Source organism: Paenibacillus sp. FSL R5-0810, assembly GCF_038002285.1.
In the GTDB taxonomy this organism is placed as follows: domain Bacteria; phylum Bacillota; class Bacilli; order Paenibacillales; family Paenibacillaceae; genus Paenibacillus_AQ; species Paenibacillus_AQ lactis.
Genome location: NZ_JBBOCF010000001.1, coordinates 2,895,253 through 2,913,273 on the forward strand (window position 1 = coordinate 2,895,253; position 18,021 = coordinate 2,913,273).

The 18,021-nt window shown below is 54.5% G+C and carries 18 protein-coding genes; 3 read left to right on the forward strand and 15 right to left on the reverse strand.

Going from position 1 to position 18,021, the window contains the following annotated elements; translation table 11 throughout:
- Window positions 1–40 precede the first annotated feature (40 nt).
- The 9 genes from MKX76_RS13145 to MKX76_RS13185 form a co-directional block, all read right to left on the reverse strand.
- Window positions 41–919 carry a PHP domain-containing protein gene (locus tag MKX76_RS13145; protein ID WP_341033922.1) on the reverse strand — a complete coding sequence of 293 codons (879 nt, stop codon included), beginning with the start codon at window positions 917–919 and terminating at the stop codon, window positions 41–43.
- Between the two features lie 70 nt (window positions 920–989).
- A complete protein-coding gene (locus MKX76_RS13150) occupies window positions 990–1,886 on the reverse strand; it encodes a selenium metabolism-associated LysR family transcriptional regulator (protein WP_210095676.1) in 897 nt (298 codons plus the stop codon).
- Window positions 1,887–2,014: 128 nt separating this feature from the next.
- Complete coding sequence (locus MKX76_RS13155; RefSeq protein ID WP_007129639.1) at window positions 2,015–2,452, reverse strand: hypothetical protein; 438 nt, start codon at window positions 2,450–2,452, stop codon at window positions 2,015–2,017.
- A gap of 363 nt (window positions 2,453–2,815) precedes the next feature.
- Window positions 2,816–3,079 carry a YlbG family protein gene (locus MKX76_RS13160; protein ID WP_007129638.1) on the reverse strand — a complete coding sequence of 88 codons (264 nt, stop codon included), beginning with the start codon at window positions 3,077–3,079 and terminating at the stop codon, window positions 2,816–2,818.
- A 47-nt stretch (window positions 3,080–3,126) separates the two neighbouring features.
- The gene (locus MKX76_RS13165) at window positions 3,127–3,564 is read right to left on the reverse strand and encodes a YlbF family regulator (protein WP_028405222.1); all 438 of its coding nucleotides are present in this window, start codon (window positions 3,562–3,564) and stop codon (window positions 3,127–3,129) included.
- Between the two features lie 96 nt (window positions 3,565–3,660).
- Window positions 3,661–5,391 (reverse strand): helicase-associated domain-containing protein, encoded by a 1,731-nt coding sequence (locus tag MKX76_RS13170; RefSeq protein ID WP_341033923.1) that lies wholly within the window; start codon window positions 5,389–5,391, stop codon window positions 3,661–3,663.
- The gene (locus tag MKX76_RS13175; RefSeq protein WP_341033924.1) at window positions 5,388–7,208 is read right to left on the reverse strand and encodes a DNA repair helicase XPB; all 1,821 of its coding nucleotides are present in this window, start codon (window positions 7,206–7,208) and stop codon (window positions 5,388–5,390) included. The genes MKX76_RS13170 and MKX76_RS13175 overlap by 4 nt, the downstream gene beginning before the upstream one ends.
- Before the next feature lie 163 nt (window positions 7,209–7,371).
- Entirely contained in the window at window positions 7,372–8,541 is a 1,170-nt protein-coding gene (locus tag MKX76_RS13180) for an amidohydrolase (protein ID WP_144866596.1), read from the reverse strand.
- Window positions 8,542–8,574: 33 nt separating this feature from the next.
- Window positions 8,575–9,078: an NUDIX domain-containing protein gene (locus tag MKX76_RS13185; RefSeq protein ID WP_341033927.1), complete on the reverse strand. Its 504-nt coding sequence runs from the start codon at window positions 9,076–9,078 to the stop codon at window positions 8,575–8,577.
- 257 nt (window positions 9,079–9,335) lie between these two features.
- On the opposite strand from MKX76_RS13185, the gene MKX76_RS13190 reads away from it, so the two are divergent.
- Both MKX76_RS13190 and ftsW read left to right on the forward strand, forming a co-directional pair.
- Entirely contained in the window at window positions 9,336–9,683 is a 348-nt protein-coding gene (locus MKX76_RS13190) for a YugN family protein (RefSeq protein ID WP_007129632.1), read from the forward strand.
- Window positions 9,684–9,693: 10 nt separating this feature from the next.
- On the forward strand, window positions 9,694–10,911 hold the full coding sequence (gene ftsW, locus MKX76_RS13195; protein ID WP_028405217.1) for a putative lipid II flippase FtsW: 1,218 nt from the start codon (window positions 9,694–9,696) through the stop codon (window positions 10,909–10,911).
- Window positions 10,912–10,981: 70 nt separating this feature from the next.
- On the opposite strand, the gene MKX76_RS13200 is transcribed toward ftsW, so the two are convergent.
- Window positions 10,982–11,368 carry an Asp23/Gls24 family envelope stress response protein gene (locus MKX76_RS13200; RefSeq protein ID WP_007129630.1) on the reverse strand — a complete coding sequence of 129 codons (387 nt, stop codon included), beginning with the start codon at window positions 11,366–11,368 and terminating at the stop codon, window positions 10,982–10,984.
- 187 nt (window positions 11,369–11,555) lie between these two features.
- Between MKX76_RS13200 and cax the strand changes: the two genes are divergently transcribed.
- Window positions 11,556–12,635, forward strand: coding sequence for a calcium/proton exchanger (cax, locus tag MKX76_RS13205; protein WP_312889674.1), 1,080 nt, complete (start codon window positions 11,556–11,558; stop codon window positions 12,633–12,635).
- Window positions 12,636–12,770: 135 nt separating this feature from the next.
- Here cax and MKX76_RS13210 read toward each other — a convergent pair whose 3' ends face one another.
- From MKX76_RS13210 to MKX76_RS13230, 5 genes are all read right to left on the reverse strand, one after another.
- The gene (locus tag MKX76_RS13210) at window positions 12,771–13,058 is read right to left on the reverse strand and encodes a YlaN family protein (protein WP_007129628.1); all 288 of its coding nucleotides are present in this window, start codon (window positions 13,056–13,058) and stop codon (window positions 12,771–12,773) included.
- Window positions 13,059–13,206: 148 nt separating this feature from the next.
- Window positions 13,207–13,452, reverse strand: coding sequence for an HPr family phosphocarrier protein (locus tag MKX76_RS13215; protein ID WP_007129627.1), 246 nt, complete (start codon window positions 13,450–13,452; stop codon window positions 13,207–13,209).
- A gap of 97 nt (window positions 13,453–13,549) precedes the next feature.
- Window positions 13,550–14,665 (reverse strand): aminopeptidase, encoded by a 1,116-nt coding sequence (locus MKX76_RS13220; RefSeq protein WP_007129626.1) that lies wholly within the window; start codon window positions 14,663–14,665, stop codon window positions 13,550–13,552.
- Window positions 14,666–14,792: 127 nt separating this feature from the next.
- The gene (locus tag MKX76_RS13225) at window positions 14,793–15,647 is read right to left on the reverse strand and encodes a hypothetical protein (protein ID WP_210095529.1); all 855 of its coding nucleotides are present in this window, start codon (window positions 15,645–15,647) and stop codon (window positions 14,793–14,795) included.
- A gap of 224 nt (window positions 15,648–15,871) precedes the next feature.
- A complete protein-coding gene (locus MKX76_RS13230; protein ID WP_210095530.1) occupies window positions 15,872–17,851 on the reverse strand; it encodes a sensor domain-containing diguanylate cyclase in 1,980 nt (659 codons plus the stop codon).
- Window positions 17,852–18,021: the final 170 nt, after the last annotated feature.

Genomic DNA, 18,021 nt, shown 5'->3' on the forward strand with positions numbered 1-18,021 from the left:
GGGATACCCGTTTTTATTTATATGTCTGATCCATGTCCGTTCACTGTACGGATCCCTGCGAATTCCGCAGCTGCTCCAGCACCTCGGCCGCTACGCGCCTTGCACCGATGTCTCCGTGAAACACCTCGCCCTGCCTCACGCCATGATAGTCCGAGCCGCCGGTCACGATGAGGCTGTATTGCTGGGCCATGGCCAGGTAGCGGGTTTCATCGTCCGCTCCGTGGTCGGAGTGGTACACCTCGATTCCCCTCGGCCCGGCCTCCCGAATGATCGTTTCCACCAGTTCATCGTCCTCATAAATGCCCGGGTGGGCGAGCACGGGCACGCCTCCGGCATCGCGAATCCAATCGCAAGCCGCCGACGGATGAATCCGCTCCTGGGGCACATAGGCTGCCGCCCCTTGCGCAAGATAGCGGTCAAACGCCTCGCGCATGCTGCCGGCATGTCCCTTGCGGACTAGCGCATCGGCGATATGAGGTCGGCCGATGCTCTCATCGGGAGCAAGCTCCCGCCCCAATCCTCGAATGACTTCATCCATCGTGATGCTGATCCCGAGTTCCTTAAGCTTCGCTAAAATCTTCTCATTGCGCAGCTCCCTCGTTCGCCGGAGCTCCGCCAGCCGTCCGAGAAAGACTTCGTCATGGATATCCACATAATACCCCAGGATATGAATGTCCTTGCCGCCGGCCATGGTACTGATTTCCACGCCGGGCACAACCTCAATGCCGTGACGTTGTCCGGCAAGGAGAGCTTCTTCGACGCCGGCGACCGTGTCATGATCCGTAATGGCCAGCGCGTTTAAGCCGCGCTCGAATGCGAGCTGTACATTTTCAGAGGGACGATTCATTCCATCCGAAGCCTGTGTGTGCGTATGCAAATCACAGCCTCCCTTTACGTCATCCGGTAATCGTATGGGCATTTCCATTCTCCTTTCGCGTTTGACCATAACCACAAAGCTTGCAGCCGCTGCGCCTTCAACAAGCCTCTGGTTACTGCCGCTGCTCTTTCAAATAAGTCAGGAAGGTTGTCGCGGACATCGGCAGCAGGGCGGACCGCAGCTGAATCGCATAGAAATTGCGTTTGAACGATGCATCCGCGATATCAATCATCTTGACCAGCCCAAGCGCGGTTTCGTGCTTGACGGTTGAGGTGGAGAGCATAGTGATCCCCAGCCCCTCCTCCACGGCCGATTTGACCGCGCCGGTGCTGCCGAGCTCCATGACGGTCCGAATTGCCCCGGGGTCAATTCCCCGCTCTATCAACACATCCTCCATCACCTTCCGGGTACCGGAGCCTTTCTCTCGAAGCACAAACGGATAAGTCAGCACTTCACTCAGCTCGATTGGATCCGGTCTCTCCGCAAGCGGATGCCCCGATGGGACAATCAGCTTCAGCTCGTCCTCCATGACCGGCTCAAGCACCATATCCGGATGCTCCACCGGCGCTTCGATCAGCCCGAAATTCAATTGATGGCCCGCGATCTCCTCGAGAATCTGCGATGTGTTCATCACCTTCAGCATAATCGATATGTCGGGATACGCCCGCCCGAACGGTCCAAGGAGGCGCGGCAGCACATATTCGCCGATGGTCAGGCTTGCGCCGAGCTGGAGCCTTCCGAGCAGCATATTGGAAAAGGCCGCCATCGCCGCATCCGTTTCCCGCGAGAGCTCGAGGATCTTCCGGGCATAGGGCAGCAGAATCCGACCGGCCTCGCTTAGTTCGATGCGCTTCGTGGAGCGGTTCAGCAGCTTCGTGCCGAAATGCTCCTCCAGAGCCTGGATCTGCATCGTGACCGCAGGCTGGCTCATGTGGAGCGCCTGAGCGGCCGCCGAGAAGCTCCCCCGCTCCGCCACCGTATAAAAAATATGTAGCTGATGAAAATTCATAACGATCGTTACCCCTCTCGCTGCCTGGCTCAACACCATTGTAGCCGATTGCCGGCAAACGCACAAAAAAGACATCCGCGCAGATCGCTCGCATGCCAATGTGGATTTCTATCTATTATTTTTTAAAATTATTTTCGTTTACGACTGTTCTTGATCAAGGTCATGCGCCGCGAATGGCGCAGCCACGAATAATATGACTTCAGGTCGCGAAGCTCAATCGTCTCCGACATGCGCCCCAAAAAAGTCACGATAATCATCCGATGCAGCGGGTTGCCGATAAGATCACGCTCATCCTCCAGCTCCGAAAACTCCGCTACCACGACCAAATCGTCGTCAATTAAATAAACGTCTTGTTCATTGCGATAGTACGGCACGATCCGGTTCTGCTTCAGGCATTCCCACATCCAGGCCCCGATTTCCTCATGGGTCGTGTCGTCGCCCTTTACCCGATCCGTATACCGGCTTCTCGCATGATTGGTAACGACGATGTCAGCCACTTTTTTATCATTCAATGTAATATAAAACGGCTCGTATGTGCTCCAACGCTCAGTCCCTTTGTCGCGCATGGAATATCACTCTCCACCAAATGGGTCTTTATATCTATGTATATATACCCAACATATTACATCATTCCACTAGGATTCACAAGATTGAAACCTTGCTTCTTGTGAACATTTACCGAAAATTTAGTAATTCCTCTAGTTGTATCTATATTATCGCCGGAGATTCCGATTTATTCCAATTGATTTCTAGCTTTTGCCGATAATTTTTATAAAAATGAAAACGCGGGTTCACGTCGGATCATCGTCTTCCCCGCCGGACAATAAAAAAAACGGCCCCGGAGGGCCGCTAATCCGCTGCTGTTGCAACCAGTGGTTGCCTTATGTCGTTTCTGTCCTCAAACTGCGCCTGCAAGCTTCGTCTCCGGTCTATGGACCGTAGAACTTCGCCTTGTCAGGACCTTTACTGTTATATTCCGTCTTTATCTCGTTCCGGTAAGAGCGCTCGATCTTACGTACGTAAGATAATCTCCGGATATTCTTCATCGTTTCCTCGGCACGGTCCGCGTTGACGTACATCACAACGTAATGCATCCGGCGTGAAATATAATGCACGCTGCCGTACTTCTCCAGATTCCTCGCTGCCTTGACATCGCTGACCCATATAATAAAACCGGTACGTTCCGCCAACATCCTAAGGTCCTCGCCTCGCTTTCATTCTCTTATCGGCTCGCAGCGCTTTAGCCGCACTGGCAGGCGCCGCCGCTGCCGCAGCCCTTCTTCGGAAGAGGATCGTTGCTAGGGACCTTGATGCTGCTCGAAACCGAGAAGGCAATTCGCTCGGACATTGAGTGCAGAAGATCATCCAGATTCTTCTCCGCCTGTTTGAACCGGGCGACCGGCTCAAAGGCTTCCAGCTCCGCCTCCACCTTGCTGACCTCATCCTTCGCCGAATGGTAGTTCGGATGGAAGTGACCGAACCGCTGCGTCTCCTCGAACAGCTCCTTCTTGGCTTCCAGCTTCTTGATCAGGCTCTGGATGGCCGGGTCTCGCTCAACCGCCTGCTTCCAATATAAGTAATCCGCCACTTCGACGGAAGCATTAATCATATCGCCGATCTCGTAGGCATAGGTGAGCACCTCGGCCATATCGATCGTGTTTATTTCCGATACGCTCATGAACTCATCCCGCTTCTCTATTAGATTCGTCCCTTGCTTGTGCATTCGTGGACTCTTCCATCATAGCATAACGTGCGTCTCTTAAGAAGGGGGAATTCATACGCTTCCAGGGATAAGCAAGCGCATTTCTCTCCATTGTCCTTCGCTAAGCTGCACGATCGACTCCGGGCCGTCAGCGCCAGGGGGAAACAGGGCGCCTGTTATTGTCCAGGGGTTTCGCCCCAGCTCGCGCGGAATGAATTCCATTCGTCTGCCGTAAATCGAAATTTCCAGTTTTACGGATAAAGCGAGCGCCTGCTCCATCATTTGCTTGGCCGTCGAGCTGTGGTAAGCCCGCCAATCCTTCGTCCACATGGCAGGAATCCGCGTCAAATCCGGGAGCAGAGAGCGAATATCCGGCAACCGCTCATCCACCTCGTCAGGCTCGTCCTCCGCTTCGCCAATGCTGCCAGCCCGCTCCGTGATCACAGCCGCTGCGGAATCAAGGGACCAAGACAGCGGATATCGACTGCTCCCACCATCGGCAAGGTCCGCGTTACCCAGCTGAAGCCGGTGGCCCGGGCGGTTTTCCGAATCGTCCGCTCCCATGCCCCACTGGACGATCGCGGTCCGGACATGGTCAGGGAATCCGGCCGCCGCCCCTTTCTCGAGCAGTTGGATGATCTGCTCCGGGCCGATGCCTGCCCTTGCGGCCTCCATGACCGAGTCGCGGGTCAGCCGATAAACGGACATGACGTCATCCGATAACCGTTCCGTAAACAGCGCAGCCTGAAATCTAAGCGTATAAGGAACGTCGGGCGGGATCAGGATATCGAAATCGGGCTGAATATACAACCGGCCGCTTCCTGCTTCGCTGTTTGCGAAACCTCCGAATAACGCAGGGAGCGGCGTCATGCGCCATCGAAACACGATCCTTCCGTCATCATTCTCTCCGAGGTCGATGTACCCGCAGCCTGCCAGCAAACGAAGCCATGGGAAGGCTTCCCCGGCGTGTAAACGGCTAATGGTGCCGGCACCATCTTCCTTCTGACTGCCGTCATGGCTGTCCGACAGCAGCAGGCCCGGATCGATCCACCGCCCGCAAGTCAAGGACGGATCGCACAGACGCCAGACGAAATGCTGGTAGGCCGGATTCTCCGGAGTGCAGCGCTCCATAAGAATGAAGAGGATCCTGTTATCCATCGCTTCGCGCGAAAGCTCCAGCCATTCTCCAAGAGCCCGGCGATCAATGATCAGCCCGTGCCGCTGGATGGCGGCAAGCCCGAGAGACTGGAGCAGGTCAAGAATAAGCGCTATTTGAGGCGGATACGCTTCATGCTGAGTGAACCGGAGCACTGCTGGATCCAAATCGTTTGGAGAAAGGGCTGCGATCTCCTCCAGCCGCCGGATATGCTTTTTGTGCAGCACGCCACGGGAAGTAACGGCCAAAGAGGTTTTCTCCGCATATACCAGCGTATTGAATACATCAAGCGATATGCCGGCTCTTCCTTCCTGCAGCAGCTTGGAAGGTTCTCCCGCGGACGGAACTGCCTGCAAACCGCCAAACGACGATTGAAGGAATCCGAGCTTATGAAACGGAATGCAGTACTCCCACTCGTTCCATCCTTTGCTTGCCGCCTTAATCCATCCCCGCCTCCGTAAGAGCAGCACCCCAAGCTGCACCTCCGCGCCGCTCAAACGCGGAATGATCAGCGTGCGCAAATGGTCGTCGCTATATGGCCTCCCGGCGAACCTGCGCCAAATGAAGGAAAGCACTGTGCGCTCCAGGGGACGCAGCTGATCCAGGCTGGCCGTTCCTCCCCTTTCATGATCCCCCATCGCCGTCATGGGCTTGACGCCTCCCTTCTGCCCGCCGGTCTCGGTTCTTTGCGACCCGAAGTCTGCTTCGCATGCACAGGGGCGGGGACCGCCCCCTCCATGACGGTCATCGTCCGATACTCGTAGCCCTGCTCAATCAAGAACATACGGCGACGCAGCGCAAAAAACTCCTCACGGCTGTCCTCCGTTACGAGCGTATAGAAATGCGCCTTATTCTCACCTTGCTTGGGCCGCAGCAGTCTCCCCAAACGCTGGGCTTCTTCCTGACGCGAGCCGTAGCTGCCGGAAACCTCGATAGCCACCGACGCATCCGGCAGATCCACCGCAAAATTGGCAACCTTGGAGACGACGAGCAGCCGGGTCTCCCCGCTGCGAAAAGCGGCATACCAGGCATGCCGTTCGTTCTGCGCCATCCGCCCGGTAATGAGCGGCGCCTGCAGCCGATCGGCAATGGCTTTCAGCTGATCCAGGTACTGGCCGATGATGAGGATCTGTGCCTCCGGATGGCGCTCGACAAGCCGGATAAGGGTTGACAGCTTGGACGGATTTTCGGCCGCGAGCCGATACTGCTCTCTCTTTCCTGCAGCCAGGTATTTCTCTTTCAGATGCGAAGTCATCGGCACCTTAACCTCCAGGCAGTCCACCTCGGCGATCCACCCCTGATCCTCGAGCTCCTTCCACGGCATCTCATACCGCTTCGGACCGATCAGCGAAAATACATCATGCTCCCGTCCATCCTCCCGAATCAGCGTCGCGGTCAGACCCAGACGGCGTGTGGCCTGGATATCGGCGGTAGCTCGAAATACCGGGGCGGGCAGCAGATGAACCTCATCGTATATGATCAGCCCCCAGCGGCGCTCATTGAACAGCTTCATATGGAGCTGCTCGTCCCCCTTGCCCTGCCGGTGCGTCAATATCTGATACGTGGCGACGGTGACCGGCCGGACTTCTTTCCGATGTCCGGAATATTCGCCGATGTCCTCCGGGGTCAGCGTCGTTTTCCTTAACAGCTCATCGACCCACTGCCTGACCGAGGTTGTATTGGACGTGAGGATCAGCGTCTCGCACTGCAGCTCGCGCATTGCCGCCATGCCGATCACCGTCTTCCCCGCCCCGCAAGGCAGCACGATCACGCCGCTGCCCCCTGAACCCCCGGCATCCCGAATGGATGCGGCCGCCTCACGCTGGTAATCGCGAAGCCGAAAGCCTTGCACCTTCTCCTCCTTCCGGGGATCGGAAGCTTCCGGCAGGCTTTCGTTGCCTGGAGTTGCGGCCAACGGATCGGTTTCTCCCCGCCACCGGATGTCCAAATACTGCCCGTCCTGATACCCCGCATGGTCCAGGACAGGATAGCCGAGACGCGTCAGCTCCTGCTTCAATAAGCCCCGCCGGTCCGCCGGGACCTCCGCCTCCTTGGATGAACGGAAGACGAGCCCGATGTCCGCCAGCGTGCGCAGGCTCCGCAGCTCGTTCAGCAGCGACTCACTGTCACTGCGCAGAAGCAGGTGCTGCTCCTTGTCCGGATGCGGCAGCAGCGACAGCTGCCCGTAACGGCTGACAAGCTGACGAATTTCGGCCAGAACCTGTACCGGAACCTCCCATCTGGCCAGCCCCTGCAGGCTGGAGCAGATCGTTTCGGCGCTCATTCCGCTGGCGGCGGCATTCCAGAGCGATAAGGGGGTAATGCGATATGTATGAAACGACGAAGGACTTTTGACCAGATCGGCATACTGCGACAGCTGCCGGCGGGCCTGCTCGAATTCGGGGTGTGCGGTCTCAAGCAGAATGGTCCGATCCCTTTGGACGATGCATGGCTTTGGGTTCATCGTCTACTCCTCCTTTTGCATGAATTTGCGGCAAGGGTCTTCCGGCTCCTAAAAAAAGGAAGTCCACATCCAAACAAACATTGGATCTGAACTTCCCCTTATAATCTATAGGATTGCCAAAAAACGTCCATTCATGCGCCTGCCGTCAAAGAAGGCAGATTCTCTAGCCTTCCTCCCGGCAGCTTGATACCATCTCCACGAGCAGCCGAACGCCGTACCGCATCGCCTCTTCATCGAAATCAAACATCGGATGGTGATGCGGGTATACCGCTTCCTTCTGCGGGTTCCCTGCGCCCACGAACATGAAGCAGCCCGGAAGCTCTTGTAGGTAGTAAGCAAAATCCTCGGCCGGCATCAGCTTCGGCGACAGCTGCACAAACTCGTCTCCGAACACCTTCGGCGCCGTACGGAAGAATCGGGCCGTCTCCTGCTCATCATTCACCAGGGCCGGATAGCCAATCAGATAACGGACCGACGATTCCGTGCCATAGGTCTCGGATACGGTGCGGGCCATCATTTCGATCCGCTCACGGATCAGCGTCCGCGTAGCCTCGTCGAACGTGCGCACCGTTCCCGTAATCCGGCAGGACGATGCGATCACATTCTGCGCTGTGCCTGCCTGCATCGTACCGATCGTGACGACCGCAGGCTGAAGCGGATCGACCGTTCGGCTCACGATCGTCTGCAGCTGCATGACAAGCGCGGCCCCGGCTACAAGCGCATCAGCCGTTACATGCGGCATCCCGCCGTGACCGCCGCGACCGGTAATATCGATGAAGAATTCATCGGCTGCGGCCATGAGCGGACCCGGAGCACTCGCTGCGGTGCCGACCGGGAGCGGTGTCCACAGGTGAAGCCCGTAGACCACATCGGCGCCTTCGATGGCGCCGTCCTTGATCATCTCGATCGCCCCGCCGGGGCACACCTCCTCCGCAGGCTGGAACATGAACCGGATTTCGCCCGGAAGCTCCTCCCGGTACGTGCTGTAGTAAGCGGCCGCTCCAAGCAGCATGGAGGTATGGCCGTCATGCCCGCAGGCATGCATTACCCCCGGAACTCTGGATTTATATTCACAGCTCTTGCCGTCCTCGATCGGCAGGGCGTCCATGTCCGCCCGCAGCACGATCGTTTTTCCCGGCTTGTCGCCTCTTAAAATGCCAATGACGCCGTGACCGCCGACATCGGTCTTTACCTCGAGGCCGAGCTCCCGCAGCCGGTCCGCAACAAATCTCGAGGTTTCCTTCTCATGAAACGATACTTCCGGATTCATATGTAAATGACGTCGCCACTCTACCATTCGCGGAAACCACTGTTCCCAAAATGCTTCCTTCATCAAGCTTCATCATCCTCCCCGAACTATGAACGATCATTCGATCGAAAAATAACCGTTAAGGCTCCCCAGAAGCAGGCCATGTCCGACCATGGCGTCTACGCCGCCTTGCTGAACCTTTCGGAACACGTCCCGAAGCGGAACCCATGCGGCGGCCACATCGTCATCGTCCGGACGGCGGTCCAAAGCTCCTGCCGGCTTCAACACATCCGTAAAATAATAATGCACCTTCCGGTTCGCAAGCGAAGCCATCGGGTAAGCGCTGCCCATATAGCTAAGATCCTTGCATCGTATGCCCGCTTCCTCTTCCAGTTCGCGCCGGGCGGCCGCAGCAGCCTCTTCCCCGGGACGGACGGTCCCTCCGGGAAGCTCCCAGGTTATCTCGTCCACCGCTTCCCGATACTGGCGAACCAGCAGCAGGCAGCCTTCATGCATCGCTACCACCGAGGCTGACTCCGGCAGCTGGTCGAATACAACGATTTCGTGCTGCTCGTTCACCTCGACTGCATAATATTCCGTCTTGTACACGGTCCGGTTCATTTGACCCCCCGCCTTTCGCTGTATGATATAAACCATATGAATATATAACCGCGCGGATGGAAAGCGTACATTTCAAAACCGATTTGCTCCTCGTTTTATTCTAACAGAAAAGAGGAATGCCTGTCGTCACCAAAATATCTTCTGGATACATGGTCTCAAATTGAGGCCGGACGGGCGCTACAGGCTTGCAGAAGTTCCTGAAACATACTATCATATTAAAGAACTTTGCTAGGAATATTAAGGGGGTTTATGACCACATGATTTTTGAAAATACAGGCTTAGACGGATTACACAGCGATTTGGCTTACCTCGACGAATGTGCGGAAAAGGTAGGGTTCATTCGCTGGCAGTGGGAATACTACCGCGCTACATACGATTTGAAAATCGAAGATAAAAAGAACCAGGCAGAATACTTCCTGCGCATCAACACCCGCGCCGTGGAAGGCAAGCTGGAGAAGCCTGACACCATTCTTAAGATTGAAGCGGTCTACATGGGCAAGGCTACCTTCCCTCACGGTCTGGAGTATGAGAGCATGGCTCCTCAGCCGGTTATGAATGTGGCCACCAAGAAGATTCAGGAGCTGAAAGCTCTGCTGGAAGCGTAGTGGTTACGCCATGAATACGACCAAACCTCAGCCGAAGAGAGGCACTCCTGATTTCCAGCTGCTCATCATGACCTTGCTGCTGGTGGGATTCGGACTGATTATGGTGTTCAGTTCCAGCTCCAGCTTGACCGTCTTCAATGAGAAATTCAACAACGATCCGCTTTACTTCACGAAGCGTCAGGCCGCCTTTGCCGTTCTGGGTACCTTTGTCATGTTCGTGGCAATGAACATCAACTACAAGAAATACAAGAAGCTGTTCCTTCCTGTATTTTTTCTAACACTGATCCTGCTTATCTTGGTCGTAATGCTCGGTAAGACGACCAACGGCGCCGTCAGCTGGTTCCAGCTCGGATCCCTGGGCATTCAGCCTACCGAGCTTGCCAAGATCGCTACGATCGTGTATCTGTCCGCCTTGATCACGAAGAAAGGGGAACGCATCCGTCAATGGAAGGGCGGATTCTTCCCCGTCCTGATCATCGTGGGCATCGTCGCAGGACTCATCATGCTGCAGCCGGATCTCGGCTCCTGCTTCATTCTGGTCGCGACCTGCGGGCTGCTCATCTATGCGGGCGGTGCCAACCTCAAGCATATTCTCGGCTGTATTTCGCTCGTCGCGCTCGGTTTGGTGCTTACGCTCGGCGTCGGCTCGCTCTTTAACTCGGACGATACTCCCGAGCAAGCCTCCAAGAACTATAAGGTCGGACGGATCGAGGCGTTTCTGGATCCCTTCAAGGATGAATCGAGTACGGGCTACAACCTGGTTCAATCCCTGATTGCCATCGGCCAAGGCGGTGTCACCGGAGCAGGTTTCGGCGAGAGCGTGCAGAAGCTGCATTACTTGCCGAACCCCTACAACGACTTTATTTTCTCCGTCATCGGCGAGGAATTCGGCTTTATCGGCACGGCATTATTTTTACTGTTCTACTTGTATTTCATTATCCGAGGCATTATCGTCTCGCTCCGATGCTCCGATCCTTTCGGGACGCTGACGGGCGTGGGCATCATGGGCCTCATCGCCATTCAGGCCTTCATCAATATCGGCGGCGTGACCAACACGATTCCGATTACCGGCGTGACCCTTCCGTTCATCAGCTACGGCGGCTCATCCCTGCTCGTCATGATGCTCAGCATGGGGATTGTCCTCAGCATCTCAAGGGACAGCAACCGGCCGGCGAAGCAGGAACAGGTCAAATCCGTCATTAAAAAAGACTACCGGACAGCCCGGTAGTCTTTTTTATGTACAATCCATTGTGTTCATTGCTGCAGGGAGAGCCGCTTCCCCTCCCAAGCGTATCGACTTATTTCGCGCGCTGCGGAAGATCGTCGATTTCGTCATCCTTGAACGCCACGCCTTCGACCTTGACGTTGACCTCAACGACACGAAGGCCGGTCATGCTCTCGACCGCTTCGCGGACATTCTGCTGAAGCATGCGGCACACTTCATGTATAGGCGTCTCATAGAGCACAATGATGCGCAAATCGATTGCGGCCTCGAGCTGCCCTACCTCTACCGTAACACCCTTCTGCACATTTTTACCGCTAAGCCGCTTGGCCCAGCCCTCCGACAATCCGCCGGACATCGCTGCAATTCCTGGTGTCTCCAAGGCTGCCAGTCCGGCAATTTTCGATACGACATCATCCGATATCCGAATTAAACCGTTATCCAGTTGAAGTTGTTCCGTCATGCCAAATCCTCCTTCACCTCATTATCCGTTATTGTAAATCCTAACAGGCCCAAAAAGCAAATGCCCGCATCACAAACACCGGATAATTTTTCAAAAAAAATGGGTATATTGTAAAAAGAACCCCGAGAATCGTCGTTTCGGCTCGTACGATCGCTTCTTCGAATGACAATACAAAAGGCAGGTGTACATTATGAAAAAATGGTTGAGCCCGGCGCTTCTCATCGTGACCTTTCTGCTCAGCGCAATCGGTCATTATGCAGGGTGGAATTTCACCCTCCAGTTCATCCTTTCTTCCATTTCGGTCATCTTTGTCGCCGGCTTTCTGGGCAAAGCGACCGAAAGCGTCGCCCATTATGCCGGCCAGCGCCTTGGCGGCTTCCTGAACGCCACCTTCGGCAATGCCGCCGAGCTGATCATCGCGATCTTGCTGATTCGTGAAGGCCTGTACGACATGGTTAAGGCGAGCATCACCGGCTCGATCATCGGCAATTTGCTGCTTGTACTCGGTCTGAGCCTGTTTGCGGGAGGGCTCAAGTTTAAAATCCAGAAATTCAACATGACGCTGGCAGGGCTGAACGGCTCCCTTATGACGCTGGCCATCATCGCACTATTCGTTCCCGCTGTCTTCTTGAATACCCATTCGATTACGGAAGACGAAACGAAGCTGCTCAGCCTGATCGTCGCAGGAATTCTGATCGTCTCCTACATAGCATGGCTCGGCTTCTCCATGATCACGCATAAGGAGTACTTGGCGGATGTCAGCGAAGATAAGAGCGATCAGGATGCGCTTGCACATGAACAAGAACCGACCTGGTCGAAGGGACGCTCCGTTCTGTATCTCATCATTGCAACGGTTATGGTCGCCTTCGTCAGTGAATGGCTTGTCGGCGTGCTGGAGCCGATCAGCCACGAATACGGTCTCAGCGAGCTGTTTATCGGTGCATTTCTGGTAGCCATCATCGGTAACGCGGCTGAGCACAGCGCAGCGATCATGCTGGCACTGAAGAACAAGATCAGCGCCGCCGTGGAAATTGCGGTCGGCAGCAGCCTGCAAATCGCCCTGTTTGTCGCCCCTGTCCTTGTGTTCGTCAGCTTCTTTATGGGCGACACCATGGATCTCGTATTCACGACGCTCGAGCTTGTGGCCATCGGCGTTGCCGTATTCATAGCCAGATCCATCACCCAGGACGGCGCCTCCAACTGGTACGAGGGCTTGCTGCTATTAGCTGTCTATATCATCCTTGGCGTGTCCTTCTTCCTAGTATAGCCTTTGGGACGCGTCATTTGATTGGCCGCAGGATTCTCCGCCGTTAACTAACGTCCCATAACATACCAAGAGGCTGTCCGGGTCAATAGACCATTCGGACAGCCTCTTCTATGTATGCGCCTGTACAAGTACAGGCTATTCGGATTGATTCATGGCTTCGTACAGGAGCGCCAGATTGCGTTCGAGCTTGCTGATCAGCTGCTTCCCTGTACTTTCCGGAAGAAGTCCGGCCCGTACCGCAAAATCGACCTCTTTCGAAAAACCGTACATTTGGGTATCCAGCACTTCCTCATAGAGAGGGCAATAACGGGTCGCCAGATTCTCCATCTGTACTTCAATAAGCTTTAGGATTTTATCTGCATCTTCATGTAGAAGACTGATCGCTTTAAGATTCAGCTGTTCCTGTAGATCAGATGAAGTCATGATCTTCCCCCCTATGTCCAAAATCACAGCACAGTTACTATCTTTAATATTAGTCGAAATCGCGGAGCAATACAAGGACCTGAAAAAAATAGACCCCCTGCTAACGAAAAAACACCCTTCCATTCGGTGGAAGGGTGTTCTTCGGCTGTTATTCAGCCACGACGGAGACATTCAAGCCATGCTTGTTAAATACGTCGATCATTGCTTGTTTAGCTTCGTCAGCATCAGGTCCGTGTACATGCAGCTCGTAGCTTTGGTTGCTCACCAGCGTGGTGAACAGGCCCAAAATACTCTTCACGTCGATGTACTTGTTCTCCGCCTGCAAGACGATGGAGGACGAGAACTTACTGGCCGTTTGCGAAATTTCTACGATCGCTGTGTTGTTATTGGACATACGAATCCCTCCGTAACTTTTAGGATCTGAAAAAATACTTCACATTGCACCTTCATGATACATTGAATCCGTTTTCTTATGCAACCTATTTTCCAATCTATTTAAGATTTTCCGGATTTAGCGCCTCCAGCTCCGGAATGACGAACAATCCGTCTTTGCGGATCAGCCGATCGTCGAAATAGATTTCACCGCCGCCGTACTCCGGACGCTGAATCAGCACAAGGTCCCAGTGAATGGAGGAACGGTTGCCGTTGTCTGTTACATCATATGCCTGCCCCGGCGTAAAATGCAGGCTGCCGGCGATTTTCTCGTCGAACAGAATATCCTTCATCGGCGTTAAAATATACGGATTGAAGCCGATGGCGAATTCTCCGATGTATCTCGCCCCTTCATCCGAATCCAGAATCTCGTTCAGGCGTTTCGTGTCGCTGCCCGTCGCCTCTACGATTTTACCGTTTTCGAAACGGAATTTGATGTTTTCAAAGGTGACGCCGTTATACAGCGTCGGAGTATTGTATGCGATCGTCCCGTTTACCGAATCCCGTACGGGCGCGGTATATACTTCTCCGTCCGGAATGTTCTTCTGGCCGGAGCACTTTTCGGCACCGATATTTTTGATGGAGAAGGTAAGATCCGTGCCCGGACCAACGATGCGGACCTTATCGGTCTTTCTCATCAGCTCTGCAAGCGGATCCTGGGCGCGGTCCATTTTGGAATAATCCAGGTTGCAGACGTCGAAATAGAAGTCCTCAAACGCCTCGGTGCTGGTGTTGGCTAGCTGCGCCATGCTGGCATTCGGATATCGGAGCACCACCCACTTCGTGTGCTTGACGCGCTCTTCGCTATGTACCGGATGTGAATATAGTGCGTTATAGAGCTTCATATTCTCTTCAGGCACATCGGCCAAATCGTTCACGTTCTCGCCTGCCCGAATCCCGATGTAGCAGTCCATCTTCTTCATACGGGCGACATCGAACTCCGCCCACAGCTCAAGCTGCTCCTTGCTTGCATGTTTCAGCATGGCGCGCTGAACGGTACGGTCGGTCAATTGCACGAACGGACGTCCACCATGCTTGGATACCTCTTCGATGATTGCATTCAGCAAATCCCGTTCCGAGCCGATCATTTCGATCAGCACATTTTCACCCGGCTGCATGTCGACCGAGTAGGTCACGAGATTATGAGCCAGCTTCTGAATTCTGGGGTCACGCATATGTCTAGTCCTCCTTATGTTGAGACCGTTGCCAAAAATTGAACAGCGGTAAATTTATACCTCATTGTAGCACGCACTGCCGCCCTCCGTCAGCTATAGGATGCAGAATTGCTGCTCTTCCCGCATATCAATAGCCAATAAATGTAACGTCGGATAAGAGCGCCTCGGTTCTCGCCTTGCCGGACCGGTCCACATAGGACACCGACCTCTCCATCGTCATGCGGATCGGCAGCTGTGACCGCTTATCGATCGTCAGATGACAGATAGAGGCAGCCTCCGCTTGATCAAGCATTCGGGTCAATTCCTCATGGTCCCGCTCCCATACGGCTTTCAGCCGGGCCCGGACTTTGGGATCCTCACTGTACAGCGGGTCACCCTTCCGCTGCATTCGCTCGAGAAGCAGTTTCATCTGTCCTTGAAGCGATCGCTTCGTCATATTGGCCGCGGCCTCCGGCGACAGCTCAATCCGGAGCACCTTCGTCCCCCTGGCCGCGCCCAGCTCCGCAGATATTTTCTTATCAGATTCTCCAATATATTCAAGCTGCTCCAGCGGATTGAGCCGGGTCATCCACAACTCCTCCGCCTGCCCGGAGGTAAGCGCATTCCATTTGCCCTCCTTGCGCTTCAGTGAGACGGTCATTCCATCCGTCGAATAAACCGAATCGCCTGTCGCCTGCTGTAGACTCCCTTTCGAAGTCTTATCCTGTATCGTACGCCCCGGTGTTCTCGAGGACAACGTTAAATTCGTATGGTTCTGCAGCTTGCCTTCGAAAGCAAGCGTCTGCTGGAACAAGCCGCTCTCCTCCGTCCGGATCGCAGCCTCCCCTTTAAAAGCGAAATTATCAACCCCGGATAACCCAGCCAATGCCCGTTTGAAAGAATCCTCCGGACTTAGACTATCCTGCCATGCGCAGGCAGGCAGGCTTAACAGCAACAGGGCGGTACAGAGCATGCCCCGCACGACCCGCAGTTTTTTCCACATGATCATCAGCCTTTCATTTGTCATGCTCTTAGGCTATCTTGCAGGGCACGACATTATGCAGCCGTGAATCAAAAGCGCAGCCTTGCATCTTATTAACAGACCGGTATACCCATTAGCGGCCGGGTTGTTAAAAGAGCTTTCGGGACCGTTGGTCTGGGCCTGAACTTCCTGAATGTCAGGAGGATAATAAAACGAGGCTATCCCCTCTTACGGGACAGCCTCGTTCATACCGTTTCGGCTTTCTCGACAACAATGCGATTCCTGCCGTTCTTCTTGGCTTCATACAAAGCCATATCCGCTCTATAAAACAATGATTCCACGCTGATCTTGTTGTTCGTCCAGTTCCATTCCGAAATTCCGCAGGATACCGTCACTCTCGGATCCGTTTCCTCGGCAACCCTGGTGCGTATCCGCTCCGCCACCTGCACGGCTTGTTGAATTTCGATGCCGGGCAGATATACCGCCAGCTCCTCTCCGCCCCAACGGGCCGGAATGTCGCTGTGACGGATCGTGCTCTTGACGATGTTGCTGACCTGCTTCAATATTTTGTCGCCCCGCTGGTGGCCGAATGTATCATTCACCTGTTTGAACTGGTCGATATCAATAACGATGAGGGCTCCGCAAAAATCACGGTTCTGGCATTCATAGATCACTTCGTCGAGATAATGCCTTGCATACAGCTCGGTCAGCATGTCCCGGTTCGCCATTCTGCGGACCTCGGCGTGCAGGAAGGCATTCCCGATCGCCAGGCCGATGTGGCTGGTCAGCGCCTGAAGCAGGCGGTAGCTGTCATAGGAAAAATAATGCCGTTTGGCATGGGTCAGCAGCACGACGCCCCGAACCTCGCCGTTCACCGTTAGCGGCGTCGCAATCATCGAGCTCGAGTTCGTGGTCTCCATCAGCTTCGATTCGGCCGGCCGCTCTTCATTGTAATCCGATAGAATCAGCGGCTCCTTCGAATGATATACGAGGCCGCCGAGGCCATAATCCTTCTCGAAGACTTCCTTCGCCAGCCATTCCGCATTGCAGGACACCACTTCAAGGCCGCCGAGCTCCGCATTGTATATTAGAATGCAGCAATAGTCCGCCTCAAGGATCTTAAGCAGCTCATGGTTCGCGAATTGGAATATCTCCGCCAAATGCAGGCTTTTGTTCAGCCTCTGCGTCAGCTCATTGATCATCCGCAGCTCATGGATCATCAGGTTGGACTGCTCATACAGCTTAGCATTCTCAAACGCGGTCCCCGCAGCGTCGGCCATCATCCCCAGCAGCTCAAGGTCCATATCCGGCAGCACCGGCTTGTCCACCTCGATATGCAGAACCCCGTAAACCCCCTGCTTGCCGCCCATCGGTATTCCGATCTCGACGGTGTTCTGCGACTCGGGATGCTCGCGGATCGTTAGGGTGCCCTCCATAAAGGTCCGGACATATACATCCTCCTGCCAATGCTGAAGAAGCAGGGGTCGGACGAGCGGATGGCTGCTCTCATGGTCCTGGGACATGAACAGCTCCACTTTCGCTTCCGGATACAACGCAAGCACGCTTTCGATCGCCTCGCTTAACACGCTGTGAACATCGATCTGGACATGCATGCGCTTCACGTACTGAAACAGCACCGAACGACGGTAAGCTTCAAGCTTGGCATGGTCATGAACCCGCACAAGATCATTAACAAACATGGATTCGAATTTCCGGTAGAAGCATGTCCGAAACAGAAGCGCCTGGGACTCCGTCACCATCAGCGCCAGCTCTTCCCCCGCAGAGCCGGGCGACACGCTGACCATCACAGCGAACAAGTCGCCCTCGCTTCGTGTAAACAGCGGCACCGAGCATACGACACTGCCTTCGTACAGGCCGGGATTCATTCCGGATGCGGGCATCTTGTCGCTCAATGACCGGTGCACGGCTCCGTCTTCCCCGGCAGCAAAATATTCCCTTAGCCCAGAATCCCCTGACAGCCATGCCCCTTGATGAGACAGAACGGCCCACCTGAACTTCTTTAATGCTTCTGCACCTGCGTTCTCCTTCTGCCACTCCGAATAGCTCTTTTCGATTAGCGTTTGAAGATAGGGATAATCATAAGCGGTTATATCCAATCCCTGAAGGGACAGACCGGACTTGCTTCCAGCGTTACGCCCGGCATCATTGAACATGTCCGCATAACCGGGCGGTCTTTCGTACACTTTCGGTTGTTCCTCTGACATATTGGGCGCTCCTTTGTACCATTATAAAGGCCTGTCTAAGACATTGGCGTCCATAAATTGTATTTAATATATGTAAGGATTCCATTCTTGCTGAAAGACATCTAGATATAAACGACTACATAATCCAATCTTATATCACTCTTTTCTACCCATTTTTGCATTAACTTTTC